Source organism: Bradyrhizobium sp. AC87j1, assembly GCF_002936975.1.
GTDB lineage: Bacteria > Pseudomonadota > Alphaproteobacteria > Rhizobiales > Xanthobacteraceae > Bradyrhizobium > Bradyrhizobium shewense.
In genome coordinates this window covers 1-17,739 of record NZ_PTFE01000126.1, presented here as the reverse complement: position 1 = coordinate 17,739, position 17,739 = coordinate 1, and the positions used below count along the sequence as shown (strand labels likewise).

The following is a 17,739-nucleotide window of genomic DNA, read 5'->3' as shown; positions in this document are numbered from 1 at the left end:
TGGTAATGGAACGGGCGGGAGACCGAGCCGGCTCACGGCGTCAAGCGCCAAGGACCCAACGGCTTCCCGCCCAACCCCATCCTGACAGACTTCCAAGACACAGGGACCCATAGCCACAGGGAGTGGTTTGACGAAGACTCGGAGTGACCTGTCGCGCCCCACAATTTCTGTCTGTGGTTATGGATCCCCGCGTTCGCGGGGACGACACCGAGTGTGCGGCGCGCGCTATACACCTCAATCCCTGTTGTTCGGCGTCTGGATGAATCCGCGATTATGCGTCGGGCTGATCAGCACCTCGTTGATGCAGACTCTGGCCGGCATGCTCGCGATGAAGGCGATGGTGCGGCCGAGATCTTCCGATTGCAGCATCCTGGCCTGCTCGTCCTCGCTCGGCACCACCGGGCGCAATTTCAAGATCGGCGTCGCCACCTCGCCCGGCATCAGGCAGCAGGCGCGCAGGCCGTTGACGCATTCGTCCATATTGAAGGAATGGGTCAGCGCCAGCACCGCATGCTTGGTCGTGGTGTAGGCCGGGCCCGGCATCTTCGAGACGTGGCGGCCGGCCCAGGACGAGACGTTGATGATCGCGCCGTCCTGCTGCTTGCGCATCGTCGGCAGCACCGCGCGCATGCAATAGAGCACGCCGTTGAGATTGACCTGGACCAGTGTGTCCCAGCCCTCCAGTTCCATGTCCTTCCAGCTGCGCTTGGGAACATTGATGCCGGCATTGTTGACCAGGAGGTCGATGCGGCCGTGCCTGGCGACGATCTGATCGGCGGCTTTCTGGGCTTCCGCAGCGCTGGAGACGTCCAGCGCGATGGCCTCGGCCGCCCCGCCCGCCTTGGTGATCTTGGCAACCACGGTATCCAGGGCGTCCTTGCGTCGGCCCGAGACCACCACCGTCCAGCCGTCGGCCGCCAGCGCCTCGGCGCCGGCCTCTCCGATCCCGCTGCCGCCGCCCGTGACCCAGGCCACGCGTTTCCCAGCTTTTGTCATGCAAACTGTCTCCGTTGCTTCATCGGGGCGGTTTTTGCTAATCCAGCCCTCGGTTTGACCGGCCTTCACCGGCGAGGAATGTTGCATGAACCCAGCTGCCAACGCCAACCTGTTCTCGCGCCTGTTCGACGGCCTGGACGATCCGAAGCGCCTCGCGATCGAGACGCATGACGGTGGCCATATCAGCTATGGCGAGCTGATCGCGCGGGCCGGACAGATGGCGAATGTGCTGGTCGCGCGCGGCGTGAAGCCGGGCGACCGCGTCGCGGTGCAGGTCGAAAAGTCCGTCGCCAATATCGTGCTGTATCTCGGCACGGTCAGGGCCGGCGCGGTCTATTTGCCGCTCAACACCGCCTATACGCTGAACGAGCTCGACTACTTCATCGGCGACGCCGAGCCGTCGCTGGTGGTCTGCGATCCCTCCAAGGCCGAGGGCCTCGCCCCGATCGCCGCCAAGGTGAAGGCCGGGGTCGAGACGCTCGGAGCTGACGGCAAGGGCTCGCTGACGGAAGCCGCCGACAAGGCCAGCCCCGAATTCGCGACTGTCGCGCGGGCGAACGACGATCTCGCGGCCATCCTCTACACCTCGGGCACCACGGGCCGCTCCAAGGGCGCGATGCTGACGCATGATAATCTGGCATCGAACTCGCTCTCGCTCGTCGGCTACTGGCGCTTCACCGACAAGGACGCGCTGATCCACGCGCTGCCGATCTATCACACCCATGGCCTGTTCGTGGCGACCAACGTGACGCTGTTCGCGCGGGCGTCGATGATCTTCCTGCCGAAGCTCGATCCGGATTTGATGATCAAGCTGATGGCGCGCGCCACGGTGCTGATGGGCGTGCCGACCTTCTACACGCGCTTGCTCCAGAACCCTGCGCTGTCGAAGGAGACGACCAAGCATATGCGGCTGTTCATCTCGGGCTCGGCGCCGCTGCTGGCGGAGACCCATCGCGAATGGTCGGCGCGCACGGGGCACGCGGTGCTCGAGCGCTACGGCATGACCGAGACCAACATGAACACGTCGAACCCCTATGACGGCGAGCGCGTGCCCGGCGCAGTCGGCTTTCCCTTGCCCGGCGTCTCCGTGCGCGTGACCGAGCCCGAGACGGGCAAAGAGCTGCCGCGCGAAGAAATCGGCATGATCGAGGTCAAGGGACCGAACGTCTTCAAGGGCTATTGGCGCATGCCGGAGAAGACCAAGTCCGAATTCCGCGACGACGGCTTCTTCATCACCGGCGATCTCGGCAAGATCGACGCCAAGGGCTACGTCCACATCCTCGGCCGCGGCAAGGATCTCGTGATTTCCGGCGGCTTCAACGTCTATCCGAAGGAAATCGAGAGCGAGATCGACGCCATGCCGGGCGTGGTGGAATCCGCCGTGATCGGCGTGCCGCATGCCGATTTCGGCGAGGGCGTCACGGCGGTGTTGGTCTGCAACAAGGGCGCCGATGTCACTGAAGCCGCTGTGCTGAACGCGCTCGACGGACGGATCGCAAAGTTCAAGATGCCCAAGCGCGTCTTCGTCGTCGACGAGCTGCCGAGGAACACCATGGGCAAGGTGCAGAAGAACATCTTGCGGGATACGTACAAGGATATTTACGCGAAGAAGTGAGGGGACTCGTCGCAGGTTGCGACGAGGAGCATCCACAAAACACGCTGTCATGCCCCGGCTTGACCGGGGCATCCAGTACGCCGCAGCCTTTCGAGGCAAGCACTGCCGTCTCTGGAATACTGGATCGCCCGATCAAGTCGGGCGATGACGGCGGAGTGTGTGGTAAGCGCTATGGCACACGCCACTCACAGCCCGCCGACCAGACTCATCACAAACCGGCTGCCGACGATAAACAGATAACACCCGAACGCGACTTCCAGCGTCCGCTTCGACATCGCATGCGCGGCTCTCACGCCCAGCGGCGCGGTGACGAGGCTCATCGGCATCACCAGCACGGCGCCGATCAGCGAGACGTAGCCGAGCGCGAACGGCACTTGTAGCGCTGCGACGGCCGGATAGTTCGCCGCCGCCGGCCAGCCCGCATAGATGTAGCCGAACGCGCCGGGGATCGAGATCAGCACCGCGAGTGCCGATGACGTCGCGACCGCCTGATGGATCGGACGGCTGTAGAAGGTCATCAGCAGGTTCGAGAACAGGCCGCCGCCGATGCCCATCAGCGTCGAAAGAATACCGACGCAGAAGCCGTAGACGCGCATCAAGGGACCCTTCGGCAGGTCGTCGCCCAACTTCCAGCCATCGCGCGCGAAGATGAGGCGCGCCGCAGCGGAATAGGCGACGCAGACGAACACGATCTTGAACAGCCGCTCCGGCGCATAGCGCGCGATGACGCTGCCGGTGACGACGCCGATCACGATCGGCAACCACCAGACCCTCAGGATGACCATGTCGACGGCGCCGCGCTTGTAATGCGCCTGGAACGAACGGATCGAGGTCGGGATGATCACCGCGAGCGAGGTGCCGATGCAGAGCGGCATGCGCACCTCCAGCGGCACGCCGGCGATGCGAAAGCATTCGTAGAACACCGGCACGAGAATCGCGCCCCCGCCGATGCCGAACACGCCGGCCAGGAATCCCGAAAGCGCGCCGGTTGCGATCAGCAGCAGCGCGAGCTCGACGATGTCCTTGATATCAAGTCCTGCAATCACCCCTGACCTGCCCGGCGACTGGTCGCAACTTCTCCGAGACGAGGGTTCGAAGACGGCTGCGTTCGGCAGCTTTAGGCGATCTGGGTTGTTCGGTCGACGCAGCGGACGTCCCGGCTGGGGTGGAATGCGGGCTGCGCATATCCGCGGTTCCAGCGAAACCGAGCCAGCGTGCGGCGGCCCGAGTCGCCTTGGCGCTAGAGAGGCGGCTACGGCCGACACGGACCGATTGGTGCGAGCGGCAAGCGGCGAGCAGGGGGTTAGAGGCGTTCCAATAGTGATTTCAATGCGCCCTGCGCACGCCACGAAGTAATGAATTAACATTCTCAGTTTCGCTGGCGGACCGACGCCCTGGTATACCAAGCCCCTGATTGGCCTTGCTTCATCAAGGCTCTAGAGCTGAACCACCGTTCGATTTATGGCAATTTGGAGATTGCGCAGGCCAAATCGACTCCGTAAATAGAGCCGACCTTTCCGATCCCCGCGCGCCCCCTGCTGGGCCGCCATAAAACATCAAAGCCCATGACCGCACGGATCGAACGACCCCTCTCGCCGCACATGCAAGTGTACCGCTGGACGCTGACGATGGCTCTGTCCATCATCCATCGCGCCACCGGTATTGCCCTCTATTTCGGAACCCTGCTGCTGGTCTGGTGGCTGGTTGCTGCGGCTTCCGGCCCGGCGGCTTACACGCACGTCCAGGCCTTCGCCGGCAGCATCATCGGGCGGCTGATCGTGTTCGGATACACCTGGGCGCTGATGCACCATATGCTCAGCGGCATCCGGCATTTCGTGTGGGACCTCGGCTACGGCTTCAAGGCCAATGAGCGGGAAGCGCTGACCTGGGGCGCCCTGATCGGCGGCATCGCGCTGACGGTGCTGATCTGGATCATCGCCTATGCGAACGGAGGTGGACGATGAGCGCATCCGAAACGCCGAAGCGCAGCCTGCGCACCCCGCTCGGCCGCGTCCGCAATCTCGGCGCCGCGCATTCCGGCACGTCCGATTTCTGGCGCCAGCGCATCACCGGCGTCGCCATGACGCTGCTGATGATCCCGGCGCTGGTGATCATCGTGATGCTGCTCGGCCGCAACCAGGTCTACGCTGCGCAGACCCTGAGCTCCATTCCCGTCGCGGTGATCCTGCTCCTCTTCATCTTCGCCAGCGCCTGGCACATGAAGATCGGCATGCAGGTGGTGATCGAGGACTACGTCCATAACGAGAAGCTGAAGCTCGTCTCGATCATGCTCAACAATTTCTTCTCGGTCGCCGTGGCGCTCGCCTCGACCTACGCGATCCTGAAACTGTCCTCCGGAGTGTAACCCCATGGCCACCACAACGAATGGCACGGGCAACGGCGCTCCCGCCACCAACGGCAAAGCCTATCCGATCGAAGACCACACCTATGACGTCGTCGTGGTCGGCGCCGGCGGCGCGGGTCTGCGCGCCGTGGTCGGCTGCGGCGAAGCGGGCCTGCGCACCGCCTGCATCACCAAGGTGTTTCCGACCCGTTCGCACACGGTGGCGGCGCAGGGCGGCATCTCCGCCTCGCTCGGCAACATGCACAAGGACGACTGGCGCTGGCACATGTACGACACCGTGAAGGGGTCGGACTGGCTCGGCGACCAGGACGCGATCGAATACATGGTGCGCAACGCGCCCGAGGCGGTCTACGAGCTCGAGCATTGGGGCGTTCCGTTCTCGCGCACCGAGGACGGCAAGATCTATCAGCGCCCGTTCGGCGGCATGACCATGGACTACGGCAAGGGCCAGGCGCAGCGCACCTGCGCCGCCGCCGACCGCACCGGTCACGCCATGCTGCACACGATGTACGGCCAGTCGCTGCGCCACGCCGCCGAGTTCTTCATCGAGTTCTTCGCCATCGACCTGATCATGGACGACCAGGGCACCTGCCGCGGCGTCATCGCGCTCAAGCTCGACGACGGCACGCTGCACCGCTTCCGCGCCCAGACCGTGATTTTAGCGACCGGCGGCTATGGCCGCGCCTATGCCTCCTGCACCTCGGCCCACACCTGCACCGGCGATGGCGGCGGCATGGTGCTGCGCGCCGGCCTGCCGATGCAGGACATGGAGTTCGTGCAGTTCCACCCGACCGGCATCTACGGCTCGGGCTGTCTCGTCACCGAGGGCGCCCGCGGCGAAGGCGGCTATCTCGTCAACTCCGAAGGCGAGCGCTTCATGGAGCGCTACGCGCCGTCGGCCAAGGACCTCGCCTCGCGCGACGTCGTCTCGCGCGCGATGACCATCGAGATCCGCGAAGGCCGCGGCGTCGGCAAGAAGAAGGACCACATCTTCCTGCATCTGGACCATCTCGATCCCGCGGTGCTGGCCGAGCGGCTGCCGGGCATCTCGGAATCCGCAAAGATCTTCGCCAATGTCGACGTGACGCGCGAGCCGATCCCGATCGTGCCGACCGTGCACTACAACATGGGCGGCATCCCCACCAACCATCACGGCGAAGTCCTGACCAAGAAGGACGGCGACGACAACGCCATCATCCCCGGCCTGATGGCGATCGGCGAAGCCGCCTGCGTCTCCGTGCACGGCGCCAACCGCCTCGGCTCCAACTCGCTGATCGACCTCGTCGTGTTCGGCCGCGCCGCAGCGCTCCGCCTCGCCGAGAAGCTGACGCCTAATGCCAAGCAGCCGGAGCTGCCGGCGAACTCGTCCGAGCTCGCGCTCGGCCGCCTCGACCATTACCGCTACGCCTCCGGCGGCACGCCGACCGCAAAGCTGCGCGAAGGCATGCAGCACGTGATGCAGAGCAATTGCGCGGTGTTCCGCACCGGCGAAGTCCTGAGCGAGGGCCAGAACCTGATCGAGAAGGTCCACAGCGGCATCACCGACATCGCCGTGTCCGACCGCTCGCTGGTGTGGAATTCGGACCTCGTCGAGACGCTCGAGTTCGACAATCTGATCTCGCAGGCGGTGGTGACGATGAACTCGGCCGCCAACCGCACCGAGAGCCGCGGCGCGCATGCGCGCGAGGACTTCTCCGACCGCGACGACAAGAACTGGATGAAGCACACGCTGGCCTGGCTGGACGATGCCGGCAAGGTCAAGATCGAGTACCGCCCGGTTCACGACTACACCATGACCAACGACGTGCAGTACATCCCGCCGAAAGCGCGTGTGTACTGAGCGAACATTAGCCGTCATTCCGGGGCGATGCGCAGCATCGAGCCCGGAATCTCGAGATTCCGGGTCTGGTCCTTCGGACCATCCCGGAATGACGAAAGGTTAGAGCAATGGTTGAATTCGCACTTCCGAAGAACTCCAAGATTTCCGGCGGCAAGACCTGGCCGAAGCCCGCGGGCGCGACCGAGACCCGCGAGTTTCGCGTCTATCGCTGGAATCCGGACGACGGCAAGAATCCGAGCGTCGACACTTATTACGTCGACACCAACGATTGCGGCCCGATGGTGCTGGACGGCCTGATCTGGATCAAGAACCACATCGACCCGTCGCTGACCTTCCGCCGCTCCTGCCGCGAAGGCGTCTGCGGCTCCTGCGCGATGAACATCGACGGCCAGAATACGCTCGCCTGCACCCGCTCGATGCACGACGTGAAGGACGGCGCGGTGAAGATCAATCCGCTGCCGCACCAGCCGGTCGTGAAGGACCTCGTCCCCGACCTCACCAACTTCTACGCCCAGTACGCATCGGTCGAGCCGTGGCTGAAGACGACCTCGCCGACGCCGCAGAAGGAATGGAAGCAGAGCCACGAGGACCGCGAGAAGCTCGACGGCCTCTACGAGTGCATCCTGTGCGCCTGCTGCTCGACCTCGTGCCCGAGCTATTGGTGGAACAGCGAACGTTATCTCGGTCCCGCCGCGCTGCTCCAGGCCAACCGCTGGGTGTCCGATTCGCGCGACGAGGCGACCGGCGAACGGCTCGACGATCTCGAGGATCCGTTCCGCCTCTACCGCTGCCACACCATCATGAATTGCGCCAAGGCCTGCCCGAAGGGACTGAACCCGGCCGAAGCCATCGCCGAGCTCAAGCTCAAGATGGTCGAGCGCCAGATCTAACGAGCCGTGCTGCGTGACACCCGCCGCCAGGTGTCACGCGGTGCCCTGTCACGCCGTGCCCTGCCGATGCTCGGCATCGCGCTTGTTCGCGGACCGGGCTGGCGCGCTTGCCTTTGAAGTCCCGTGCTCGGCCGCCCGGCGCAATTGGCGGTCGGTCACGCGCAGCTTGATCTCGTCCGAAGCAAGCGCGGCGAGACTGGCGAGGATCTGCTTCTGGGTGTCGTCGAGCGTGCGGGGCCGGGTGTCGATCACGCAGAGCGACCCGAGCGTGAAGCCGTCGGGATCTACCACCGGGCATCCAGCGTAGAACCGAAACCCGAGTTCTCCCAGCACCGCCGGATTTTCAGCGAAGCGCGGGTCGGTCGCGAGGTTCTCCGCGACCATAATGTCCTGCTGCAAAATGGTGTAATTGCAGAACGCCCAGCCGCGCGGCGTATCGGCCATGTCGAGCCCGTAGCGCGATTTGAACCATTGCCGGGTCGGGGTGAGCAGCGTCAGCAATGCGACGGGAGCGTCGAGGCTACGCGCGGCCAACCAGGTCAGACGATCGAAGGCATCCTCCGGCGGCGTGTCGACAAGGCCGGAACGTTCGAGCGCCACGAGGCGCTGGCCCTCATTGGCCGGGAACGGGAAAGATGGCGGCGTCTCGAAGGGGAGCGGAGGCTCGATCGCGCCCCGGATCGCGGCCTCGACCCCCTCGGGTAACGCGGACAATCCCTCGATGAACCTCGTCATCCCGATGTCAGCTGCCGAGCGTCCGACAACCAGAATCTGCGTGCCCCCGAGGGCCGGATCAGAGCGCAGGCTCTCCAGCAGGGCCAACCTGCCGGCATCCGATGGTTCGGCCTCGACGACAACGGCTGCCGGGAGCCGGGAGCCGATCGCAAGCAGCGCCGCATAGACGTCGGTGTAGCGCTCGACGACACAGTGTTTGACCTTCGCAAGCGCCGCTTCGTAATCGGCCATGCGGTCCGGACGCGCAATCACGATCACCCGTGCAGAAGCAGTCATCGTCTGAGCCGGGCCGGTGATCTGCGCGAGCACGTCGCTGCGGTAAACGCGTCGATGACCGCCCGGGGTCTTCCAGGAGGGGATCGTCCCGCCTTCGATCAGAAGCTGCGCGGTACGGATCGAGACCCCCAAGATCTTGGCAGCCTCCGCCGTCGTCAGGATGTCCTTATCCATCGAGCCCATCTTTGCCCCGACCGTGCCGCCGGCCTGTCCCCGACCTCACAATGTCGTGCTCCCTGTCCCGTTGACAAGGGCATGTTCGTCCTATTTTGATAAATTTGATGATAATGATAGATTTAATAAATCTGATAGAGTGGATGCGCGCTGTTTGGCAGATACGCAGCGTGCATCCTCATCCCTTCAGAAGGAGCAAGCAATGTCCTGACAGCCCAAACCCTCATCCTTCCCGCGAAGCCGGGCAGCCGTCCTCGCCCAAGCCAAGCCGCGCCCCGGTCAAGCCGCCCATGGCGCGTCAGCTGCGGGAAAGGCGCGATCCGTGATGCGCCCTTTCCGACCAGCGTGACAGCCGACGACCCGCTCCCCCTTTCTCACCCCGCGTCTGCCCGGAGCTCGCAGTCCGGCCGCGCGCAACTGCCTGGAGTTATCTCATGAAAGACGTCCTGCCTTCCGATCTGCCGGAGTTTGCCGATCGCGCGGCTGCCAACCAGCGCCAGCTCGGCGAGACTCTGCGCGGCAGCTACGACTTCATCGTCTGTGGCGCCGGCAGCTCAGGCTCGGTGGTTGCCCGCCGCCTCGCCGAAAATCCGTCCGTCACGGTCCTGCTGATTGAAGCGGGGGGCAACGACGAGGTGCCGACCGTCATGGACCCCGCGGCGTGGCCCGGCAACCTCGGCAGCGCGACCGATTGGGGCTTTCTCGCCGAGCCCAATCCGCATCTGAACGGCCGCGCCCTTCAGATGTCGATGGGCAAGGTTGTCGGCGGCGGGTCGAGCATCAACGTGATGCTGTGGGCGCGTGGTCACCGCAGCGACTGGGACTTCTTCGCCGAACAAAGCGGCGACGAAACCTGGGGTTACGATTCGGTCTCGGAGATTTTTCGGGAGATCGAGAACTGGCAAGGCACGCCCGATCCGCGTCATCGCGGCACCGGCGGCCCGGTCTTCGTGCAGCCGTCGCCCGATCCCGGCCCGGCCGCGTTGGCGATGCTGGACGCGGCGAAGGAGATCGGCATTCCGACGTTCGAAAGCCCCAACGGCGAGATGATGGAAGGCGATGGTGGCTGCGCCATCACGGACATCCTCGTCCGCAATGGCAGACGCAACTCCATCTTCCGTGCCTATACGTATCCCGTCCTCGATCGGCCCAATCTCACGCTGCTGACCGGAACGCAGGTCTCTCGCATCCTGATCGAGCACGGCAGGGCCGTCGGCGTCGTGGCGGTACGTGATGGCCAGACCCTGCGGATCGGCGCGGCCCGGGAAGTCGTGCTCGCGCTCGGGGCGATCCAGACGCCGGCCGTGCTGATGCGCTCCGGCATCGGCGACGAGAATGAGCTCCGAGCGCATGATATACCTGTGGTCCAGCACTTGCCCGGGGTCGGCCAGAATCTGCAGGATCACGTCTCGTTCGGGTGCATTTGGGAGTACCGCGAGCCGATCGCGCCGCGCAACACCGGCAATGCGGCGACGTTGTACTGGAAATCCCACACCGCGCTCGAATCTCCCGACCTGCTGCTCTGCCAGGTCGAGTTTCCGGTGCCGAGCCCCGAGACGGCAGGCAGGGCGCCTGCGCATGGCTGGACGATGTTTGCAGGCCTTGCTTTGCCGAAGAGCCGAGGCCGTATCAGGCTCCGAAACGCCGAACCACTTGCAGCACCTCGCATCGAAGCGAACATGCTGTCGCATCCCGACGATCTGAAGACGGCGATCGCCTGTATCGACCTCTGCCGCTCGCTCGGCAATACAAGCGCGTTCGGGCCATTGGTGGCGCGCGAGTCGATGCCCGGTCCTCTCGGCGCCGCCGAGATGGAACGCTTCGTGCGCGACTCCGCGGTGACCTATTGGCACCAGACATGCTCGGCGAAGATGGGACGCGATGCGATGTCCGTGGTCGACAACAAGCTCAGGGTCTACGGGATCGACCGGCTTCGCATTGCCGATGGCTCGGTGATGCCGCGGATCACTACGGGCAACACGATGGCGCCATGCGTCCTCATCGGAGAGAAGGCGGCCCGCTCACTGCGCGAGGAGCACGAGATCTGATCGCTTGTCCCGATCGTGCGATGGATACAGGTGTGGTGGCGTCCCCTCCAGATCCGCACGCGAATCTGCCGCCCCTCGACCGAAGAGGCGAGGGGCGGCACTCACTCGGCAGGCGTAAAGCTGCAGCTTCATTGCGATCCGAGAAGTGCGTCTGCGCGATCATCAAGTCGGTTCCCCCACCTTTGCTGCCGGCGACTGAAAGCCCTGCCGACCCGCGGTTGAATCGAGCGGAACATTCCAAGTTTCGCGTGAATTCGAGCAAAATCGTTCATACGGGACATACTTTATCCCATGATATTGCAACTCATGGTTGTTGTGGCAAGCTACTTCCTTCCGGGTAAGAAATTCAGCTAAGTTTCGGTCAGGGACGGAGCGACTGTGCAGAGGGCGCAACGCAATTCGCTGAGGCTGTTGCAGTGGATGATGGCGGCATCCCTGGCGCTGCCGGTTGCGCTGTTCGTCATCACCTCCGCGATCTCCTACACCTCGACCAGGGACATCGCCGACCGGGAGATCGAGCGCACGCTCGACGTCGTGCATGAGCACGCGCTCAAGGTGTTCGAGACCATCGATCGCAGCCTGGCCGAGCTCAACGAGGTCGTGCGCGGCCTTCCCGACGACACCATCCGCGCCCGCGAGCCGGCGCTGCACCGCCGCCTGAGGCGGCTGACCGATTCGCTGCCGCAGCTCAAATCGGCCTGGATCTTCGACGCGGAGGGAAAAGCGCTGGTCAACAGCCTCGCCTCGCCGCCGCCGGAGCTCCGCTTTGCAGACCGCGACTATTTCTACGCTCATGTCGACCAAACCATCGGCAGCTTCATCGGCACGGCCCTGACACCCCGTCCGCCCTATCAGGGCGCGCGCTTCTTCGGGATGAGCCGCCGCCGCGACTCCGACGACGGCGGCTTCATCGGGGTGATCCAGGCCTCCGTCCTGCCCGAATATTTCGAGAGTTTCTATGCGCGGATCGGCTCCGATGCCGGCAGCTTCTTCGCGATGGGACGCGCCGACGGTGTGCTGCTCGCGCAGTTCCCGCGGCTCGAGCGCGACCTTCGGCTCGATCCGACCGGACCGGTCGGCCGGGAAATCGCGGCGCGGCCCGCGCACGGCCTCATCACGGTCGCCTGGCCGTCGGACGGGATCGAGCGCCGCATTGGCTATCGGCGCGTCGCCGAATATCCGATCTATGTCAGCGCCGGGCTCGAGACCTCGGCGATCCGCGCGCGCTGGCTTGCCACCATGGGCCAGCATCTGGTGTTCGGCATTCCCGCCACCGCACTTCTTTTTCTGCTGTTGGCGCTGGCATTGCGGCGCACCCAGCACCTTCAGGCCGAAGCCGCCAAGCGGCGTGAGGCCGAGGAGGCACTCAAGCACAGCCAGCGCCTGGAGGCGCTCGGACAGCTCACCGGCGGCGTCGCGCATGATTTCAACAATCTGCTGACGGTGATCCGCGCCTCGGTCGACCTGTTGAACCGGCCGCAACTGACGGAGGAGCGGCGGCAGCGCTACATCACGGCCATAGCGGACGCGGTGGCGCGCGCGGCCAAGCTGACCTCGCAGCTGCTCGCCTTTGCGCGGCGTCAGACCCTGAAGCCGGAGGTGTTCGACGTCGGCGAGCGGATGCAGGCGCTGCACGACATGCTGGCGCCGCTGCTGGGGCCGGCCATCGAGATCACCATGCGCCTGCCCACCGAGCCCTGCCTCGTCCATGCCGATGCCGGCCAGTTCGAGACAGCGCTGATCAACATGGCGACCAACGCGCGCGATGCCATGCAGGGCAAGGGCAGGATCGTTTTCACGGTCGAGGCCGCGACGACCGTTCCGGACACGCTGGCCCATGCCCCAGGCAGCCAGAACTTGGTAAGCCAAAGCTTGGGAAGCCAGAGCTTGGCAAACCAGAACCTGGCAAACCGTGGCTTCATCAGCGTGACCGTCAGCGACACCGGCATCGGCATTCCTGCCGCACGACTGGAGCGCATCTTCGAGCCGTTCTTCACCACCAAGCAGGTCGGCCATGGCACCGGCCTCGGCCTGTCCCAGGTGTTCGGCTTCGCCCGGCAATCCGGCGGCGAGGTGACGGTGACGAGCGAGGTCGGGCACGGAAGCACCTTTGCGCTCTATCTGCCGCGCGTGCCGCCGGACCTGCTGCCGCAGCGGCAGGCGCCGAACACGGCGCCGGCGGTGGCCGGCAGCGGCATGTCGGTGCTGCTGGTCGAGGACAATATCGAGCTTGCCAATTTCGCCGCCGATGGCCTCACCGAGCTCGGCTACAGCATCACGCTGGTCGACAACGCAACCGACGCTCTCGCCGAGCTCGTCATGGACGCGGATCGCTTCGACGTCGTGTTTACGGACGTGGTGATGCCTGGGATGACCGGGCTCGATCTGGCGCAGGCGATCCGCGACCGCGGCATCGACGTGCCGGTCGTGCTGACCACGGGCTACAGCCAGGCCCTGTCGCAAGAGGGTGTGACCGGTTTCGAGCTGGTGCAAAAGCCCTATTCGATCGAGGAATTGTCGCGCGTTCTCCACCGGGCGGCCCGGATCCGGCGCGTCCGGGACGGCGCCGCCGAATGAGGTGTCAAGCGGAACCCGAGGGAACCGGTTGATTTCCTTCGCGTTGTCCGCTCATGCAAAAGCCGGCCGCCAAGCGCGAACAGGGCCCCAAACCGCCCATCGTCGGGATCAAGGGGGAGAATGGCGACGAGGTCGCCGCGCCACCGCCGGAAGTGCTCGAGCCTGACCCGGAGCTAACGCCCGAGGAAGCCGAGCAGGCCCGCAAGGATTATCTGCTGACGCGGTTCTGGATCAGCGCGCGCGGCTTCTGGGGACGCACCGGCGATCGCCTCGCCTGGCCGTTCTCGCTCGGCCTCGGCGCGCTGATCGTCCTGACCGTCGGCTTCCAGTACGGCATCAATGTCTGGAACCGGGCGATCTTCGACGCGATCGAGAAACGCGATGCGACCACCGTCTTCCATCTCACCGCGTTGTTCTTCCCGCTTGCGATCGGCAGCATCGTGCTCGGCGTTATCCAGGTGTTCGCGCGCATGGGCATCCAGCGGCGCTGGCGGGCCTGGTTGACTGCGAGCGTGCTGACGCGGTGGCTCAATAACGGGCGCTATTACCAGCTCAACCTCGTCCGCGGCGACCACGAGAATCCGGAATACCGGATTGCGGAGGATCTGCGCATCGCGACCGATTCGCCGGTCGATTTCCTCGCGGGCGTCACCTCGGCGCTGCTGTCGGCCGCGACCTTCATCGTCGTGCTCTGGACCATCGGCGGTGCGCTCACCGTCACGCTTGGCGGATCGACGCTCACCATTCCCGGCTTCCTCGTGATCGCCGCGATGCTCTACGCCGCGATCGCGTCCGGCTCGATCCTGGTGATCGGCCGTCAGTTCGTCCAGGTCTCCGAGGACAAGAACCAGGCCGAGGCCGATTTCCGCTATACGCTGACACGCGTGCGCGAGAACGGCGAGAGCATCGCGCTGCTCGGCGGCGAGGAGGAAGAGCGCGACGGCATCGACCGCAATTTCACGAGCGTGCTCAGGCAATGGGCGCGGCTCGCCGGCCAACACATGCGCACCACGCTGGTGTCGCAGGGATCGAGCCTGGTTGCGCCCGTCGTGCCGCTTTTGCTTTGCGCGCCGAAATTCCTCGACGGCAGCATGACGCTGGGACAGGTGATGCAGGCGGCCTCCGCCTTCACCATCGTGCAGAGCGCGTTCGGCTGGCTGGTCGACAATTATCCGCGGCTCGCCGACTGGAATGCCTGCGCGCGCCGCATCGCCTCGTTGATGATGTCGCTCGACGGCCTCGAACGCGCCGAGCAAGGCGATGGCCTCGGCCGCATCAAGCGCGGCGAGACCCGCAACGACGCCATGCTGGAGATGAAGGATCTCTCGGTCACACTCGACGACGGCACGGCCGTGGTCGGCGAGACCGAGGTGGTGATCGAGCCCGGCGAACGGCTGCTGGTCGCCGGCGAATCCGGCACCGGCAAGAGCACGCTGGTGCGCGCGATCGCAGGCCTCTGGCCCTGGGGCGGCGGCAGCGTCAATTTCCATGCCGACCGGCGCCTGTTCATGCTGCCGCAGCGGCCTTACGTGCCCTCGGGGTCGCTGCGCCGCGCGGTCGCCTATCCCGGTGCCGCCGACCACTGGACCGTGGAGGAGATCGGCGAAGCCCTGCACAAGGTCGGCCTCGATCATCTCAAGGAGAAGATCGAGGACGAGGGTCCGTGGGACCAGACGCTATCAGGCGGCGAGAAACAGCGTCTCGCCTTCGCGCGACTGTTGCTGCACAACCCCGATATCGTCGTGCTGGATGAGGCGACCTCGGCGCTCGACGAGAAGAGCCAGGACAAGATGATGAAGACGGTCACCGACGAGCTGCCGAAGGCGACCATCGTCAGCGTCGCGCACCGTGCCGAGCTGGAAGCCTTCCACAGCCGCAAGATCGTGCTGGAGCGCCGCAAGGGCGGCGCCAAGCTCGTCAGCGACATCGAGCTGATCCCGCGCAAGGGCAAGCGCCGGCTGCTCGGCCGATTTCTGCGGCAGCGCAAGGCACCGAAGAAGGCGGCGTGAGGAAAGCTACATCACGCACATTCTCTCCGTCGTCCCGGACAAGCTGCGTGCAGATCCGGGACCCATACCCACAGGGAGGAGTTTGGCGATGACTCGGAGTGCGCATCTCGCATCAGACTCCTCCCTGGGGTTATGGGTCCCCGCCTTCGCGGGGACGACAGCGAGATTGTGGCTCGCATCGAGCGTTGGAGTCCCGCGCAAAACCGGCTATGCATGCGCCGCTTGCAACGAGGATCGCCTGCTTGACGACCGACAACGCCCCTTCGTCCGCGCCGTTCGGCGCGTTTGCGCCCAATGCGGCGCAGGCTGCGATCATTCGCCTCGCACAGCAGTCGGGGCTGAAGCGCGGCGCGTTCCGGCCCTGGATGTCGCGGCTGGTCAACCTGCTGCGCGGTGGCCCGGTCGACGTGCAATATCAGGGCGCATCGTTCCGCCTCTATCACCAGGGCAGCGCGACCGAGCGCGGCGCACTGTTCAATCCCGATTATAATCTCGACGAGCTCGACTTCCTGCGCCAGCATACCCCGGCGGGCGGCACCTTCGTCGACGTCGGCGCCAATGTCGGCACGTTTGCGCTGGTGATGGCGCGGCAGGTCGGCACCACAGGCAAGGTGGTCGCGATCGAGCCACATCCGCTGACGTTTGGACGGCTTTCGTTCAACCACGCCGCGTCGAAGACGGCGCAAGTGCGCCTGGTGCAGGCTGCGGCCGGCGACAGCGACGGCGAGCTGATGATCGAGAGCGGCGGCGGTAATCTTGGCGCCACGCACGTCGTCACCGGCACGGCGAGCGCCGAGGCGATCAAGGTGCCGTCGCTGCGGCTGACACGCATTCTCGACGAAGCCGGCGTCCGCCAAGTCGATTCGCTGAAGATCGACGTCGAGGGTTTTGAGGACCGCGTGCTGATCGGCTTCTTCCGCGATGCGCCGCCCTCGCTATGGCCGCGCGCGGTCGTCATCGAGCATCTGTCACAAAACGAATGGCAGCAGGATTGTATTGCCGACATGGTCGCGCGTGGATTCGCGATCATACGCAAGACACGAAGCAATACGTTCCTCTCACGCTGACAAGGACGAAGGAGGTTACGATGATCGACCATCTGGGTTTCTCCGTCTCCGACTATGAGCGCGCCAAGGCGTTCTACGCCAAGGCGCTGGCTCCGCTCGGCTACGGCCTGATCATGGAGGTCACGGCGGAGCAGACCGGCCACGCTGCCGCCGCCGGCTTCGGCGCCAACGGTAAGCCGGATTTCTGGATCGGCGGCGAAGGCGCCATGAACAAGCCGGTGCATGTCGCGATCGCGGCCAGGGACCGCGCCACCGTCGACGCGTTCTACAAGGCGGCCATTGCGGCCGGCGGCCGCGACAACGGCCCGCCCGGCATCCGCCCGCATTACCATGCGAACTACTACGGCGCGTTCGTGCTCGACCCTGATGGCCACAACATCGAGGCCGTGTGCCACGCGCCGGAATAAGGCAGATCCAGCGCGGCGCGATGAGGGAACATCGGCGCGGCATCCTCGTTGTCTTTCTCCGGACAACTGCTCCCGATGATGCCGATGCCGATCGAACCGCCCGAGATTCCACCGGCAACACCGGGGACTCCAGCCGAACCGCCGCCCGGCATTCCGCCAGGCAATCCGCAGCCTGAAATCACGCCGCCGGTGCGCGAACCCGGCTCGCCACCGCGGCCCGACGAATTGCCGGGCCGCATGCCTGAAGAGATTCCATCGCGCGGGCCGAACGGGCCGCTGACGCCGAATCCCGCGACGGATGCAATTCCGCCGCGGGATCGCGCATGAAGCGGCCGATCACATGTGGGGCAATTGCAACCAGCGTCTGAATGCGCAATGAACGTTGCCGCAGTGATGTGATTTCCGTGCAGAAATAAATCGGGCAGCGACCGCTTCGCCCGCCACAATCCGGCCTAACGCGTAGCTGTTCATCCCAACACTTCGTCAAAGAACCTTCCGGGGAAGTTCACCACCATGACCAATCTTCGTTTCGTGCTGCTCGCGACGACGGCTCTGACCGCGATGCAATTCGCAAGCTCCGCATCGCAAGCGCAAAGTGCGCCGCCGCTCGTGGTCGCACAGGCGCAGCCTCAAGACACGGGCCCTGACGGAAAACCGAAGCAGCCGCCGAAGGGACCCGCGGCTGCGCCGCCTGCTGGGCCCGCGCGCCCGGCCGCTCCGCCGCCCGCCGCTGCACCGCC

General features: G+C 65.2%; 14 protein-coding genes and 1 pseudogene. 12 read left to right on the top strand and 3 right to left on the bottom strand.

The features are described 5' to 3' along the window. Window positions 1–234: 234 nt before the first annotated feature. On the bottom strand, window positions 235–996 hold the full coding sequence (locus CV770_RS36550) for an SDR family oxidoreductase (protein ID WP_104465792.1): 762 nt from the start codon (window positions 994–996) through the stop codon (window positions 235–237). An 85-nt stretch (window positions 997–1,081) separates the two neighbouring features. Here CV770_RS36550 and CV770_RS36545 point away from each other — a divergent pair, with 85 nt between their 5' ends. Further along, window positions 1,082–2,611, top strand: a complete 1,530-nt coding sequence (locus CV770_RS36545) for a malonate--CoA ligase (RefSeq protein WP_104465791.1) — start codon at window positions 1,082–1,084, stop codon at window positions 2,609–2,611. A 185-nt stretch (window positions 2,612–2,796) separates the two neighbouring features. Here the strand turns inward: CV770_RS36545 and CV770_RS36540 are convergent, their stop codons facing one another. Beyond that, a complete protein-coding gene (locus CV770_RS36540) occupies window positions 2,797–3,657 on the bottom strand; it encodes a sulfite exporter TauE/SafE family protein (protein ID WP_104465790.1) in 861 nt (286 codons plus the stop codon). A 519-nt stretch (window positions 3,658–4,176) separates the two neighbouring features. Between CV770_RS36540 and sdhC the strand changes: the two genes are divergently transcribed. The 4 genes from sdhC (at window position 4,177) to CV770_RS36520 (ending at window position 7,706) form a co-directional block, all read left to right on the top strand. After that, window positions 4,177–4,575 (top strand): succinate dehydrogenase, cytochrome b556 subunit, encoded by a 399-nt coding sequence (gene sdhC / locus CV770_RS36535; protein ID WP_104465789.1) that lies wholly within the window; start codon window positions 4,177–4,179, stop codon window positions 4,573–4,575. Then, window positions 4,572–4,976: a succinate dehydrogenase, hydrophobic membrane anchor protein gene (gene sdhD / locus CV770_RS36530; RefSeq protein WP_091965038.1), complete on the top strand. Its 405-nt coding sequence runs from the start codon at window positions 4,572–4,574 to the stop codon at window positions 4,974–4,976. Before sdhC ends, sdhD begins: the two co-directional genes overlap by 4 nt. A 4-nt stretch (window positions 4,977–4,980) precedes the next feature. Beyond that, complete coding sequence (gene sdhA / locus CV770_RS36525; RefSeq protein ID WP_104465788.1) at window positions 4,981–6,816, top strand: succinate dehydrogenase flavoprotein subunit; 1,836 nt, start codon at window positions 4,981–4,983, stop codon at window positions 6,814–6,816. A gap of 107 nt (window positions 6,817–6,923) precedes the next feature. After that, complete coding sequence (locus CV770_RS36520) at window positions 6,924–7,706, top strand: succinate dehydrogenase iron-sulfur subunit (protein ID WP_104465787.1); 783 nt, start codon at window positions 6,924–6,926, stop codon at window positions 7,704–7,706. Between the two features lie 48 nt (window positions 7,707–7,754). Here the strand turns inward: CV770_RS36520 and CV770_RS36515 are convergent, their stop codons facing one another. Then, window positions 7,755–8,891 (bottom strand): GAF domain-containing protein, encoded by a 1,137-nt coding sequence (locus CV770_RS36515; protein WP_201760194.1) that lies wholly within the window; start codon window positions 8,889–8,891, stop codon window positions 7,755–7,757. A gap of 434 nt (window positions 8,892–9,325) precedes the next feature. On the opposite strand from CV770_RS36515, the gene CV770_RS36510 reads away from it, so the two are divergent. From CV770_RS36510 to CV770_RS43060, 7 genes and pseudogenes are all read left to right on the top strand, one after another. After that, on the top strand, window positions 9,326–10,939 hold the full coding sequence (locus tag CV770_RS36510; protein WP_104465785.1) for a GMC family oxidoreductase: 1,614 nt from the start codon (window positions 9,326–9,328) through the stop codon (window positions 10,937–10,939). A gap of 378 nt (window positions 10,940–11,317) precedes the next feature. Beyond that, on the top strand, window positions 11,318–13,516 hold the full coding sequence (locus CV770_RS36505; RefSeq protein ID WP_104465784.1) for a hybrid sensor histidine kinase/response regulator family protein: 2,199 nt from the start codon (window positions 11,318–11,320) through the stop codon (window positions 13,514–13,516). A gap of 53 nt (window positions 13,517–13,569) precedes the next feature. Continuing rightward, a complete protein-coding gene (locus CV770_RS36500; protein WP_104465783.1) occupies window positions 13,570–15,525 on the top strand; it encodes an ABC transporter ATP-binding protein/permease in 1,956 nt (651 codons plus the stop codon). A 242-nt stretch (window positions 15,526–15,767) separates the two neighbouring features. Further along, window positions 15,768–16,592 (top strand): FkbM family methyltransferase, encoded by an 825-nt coding sequence (locus CV770_RS36495; protein WP_201760193.1) that lies wholly within the window; start codon window positions 15,768–15,770, stop codon window positions 16,590–16,592. Window positions 16,593–16,612: 20 nt separating this feature from the next. Continuing rightward, window positions 16,613–16,999 (top strand): VOC family protein, encoded by a 387-nt coding sequence (locus tag CV770_RS36490; RefSeq protein ID WP_018318935.1) that lies wholly within the window; start codon window positions 16,613–16,615, stop codon window positions 16,997–16,999. Between the two features lie 84 nt (window positions 17,000–17,083). Continuing rightward, window positions 17,084–17,326, top strand: a complete 243-nt coding sequence (locus CV770_RS36485; RefSeq protein WP_026202099.1) for a hypothetical protein — start codon at window positions 17,084–17,086, stop codon at window positions 17,324–17,326. A 186-nt stretch (window positions 17,327–17,512) separates the two neighbouring features. Further along, window positions 17,513–17,739, top strand: a pseudogene (locus CV770_RS43060) (OmpA family protein); the annotation flags it as partial.

Excerpts from the sequence above, each read along its gene's own strand:
- CV770_RS36515 (WP_201760194.1), bottom strand. The coding sequence starts at position 8,891 with ATGGATAAGGACATCCTGACGACGGCGGAGGCTGCCAAGATCTTGGGG.
- CV770_RS36500 (WP_104465783.1), top strand. The coding sequence starts at position 13,570 with ATGCAAAAGCCGGCCGCCAAGCGCGAACAGGGCCCCAAACCGCCCATC.
- sdhA (WP_104465788.1), top strand. The coding sequence starts at position 4,981 with ATGGCCACCACAACGAATGGCACGGGCAACGGCGCTCCCGCCACCAAC.
- CV770_RS36490 (WP_018318935.1), top strand. The coding sequence starts at position 16,613 with ATGATCGACCATCTGGGTTTCTCCGTCTCCGACTATGAGCGCGCCAAG.
- CV770_RS36485 (WP_026202099.1), top strand. The coding sequence starts at position 17,084 with ATGCCGATCGAACCGCCCGAGATTCCACCGGCAACACCGGGGACTCCA.
- CV770_RS36510 (WP_104465785.1), top strand. The coding sequence starts at position 9,326 with ATGAAAGACGTCCTGCCTTCCGATCTGCCGGAGTTTGCCGATCGCGCG.
- sdhC (WP_104465789.1), top strand. The coding sequence starts at position 4,177 with ATGACCGCACGGATCGAACGACCCCTCTCGCCGCACATGCAAGTGTAC.
- sdhD (WP_091965038.1), top strand. The coding sequence starts at position 4,572 with ATGAGCGCATCCGAAACGCCGAAGCGCAGCCTGCGCACCCCGCTCGGC.
- CV770_RS36545 (WP_104465791.1), top strand. The coding sequence starts at position 1,082 with ATGAACCCAGCTGCCAACGCCAACCTGTTCTCGCGCCTGTTCGACGGC.
- CV770_RS36550 (WP_104465792.1), bottom strand. The coding sequence starts at position 996 with ATGACAAAAGCTGGGAAACGCGTGGCCTGGGTCACGGGCGGCGGCAGC.
- CV770_RS36520 (WP_104465787.1), top strand. The coding sequence starts at position 6,924 with ATGGTTGAATTCGCACTTCCGAAGAACTCCAAGATTTCCGGCGGCAAG.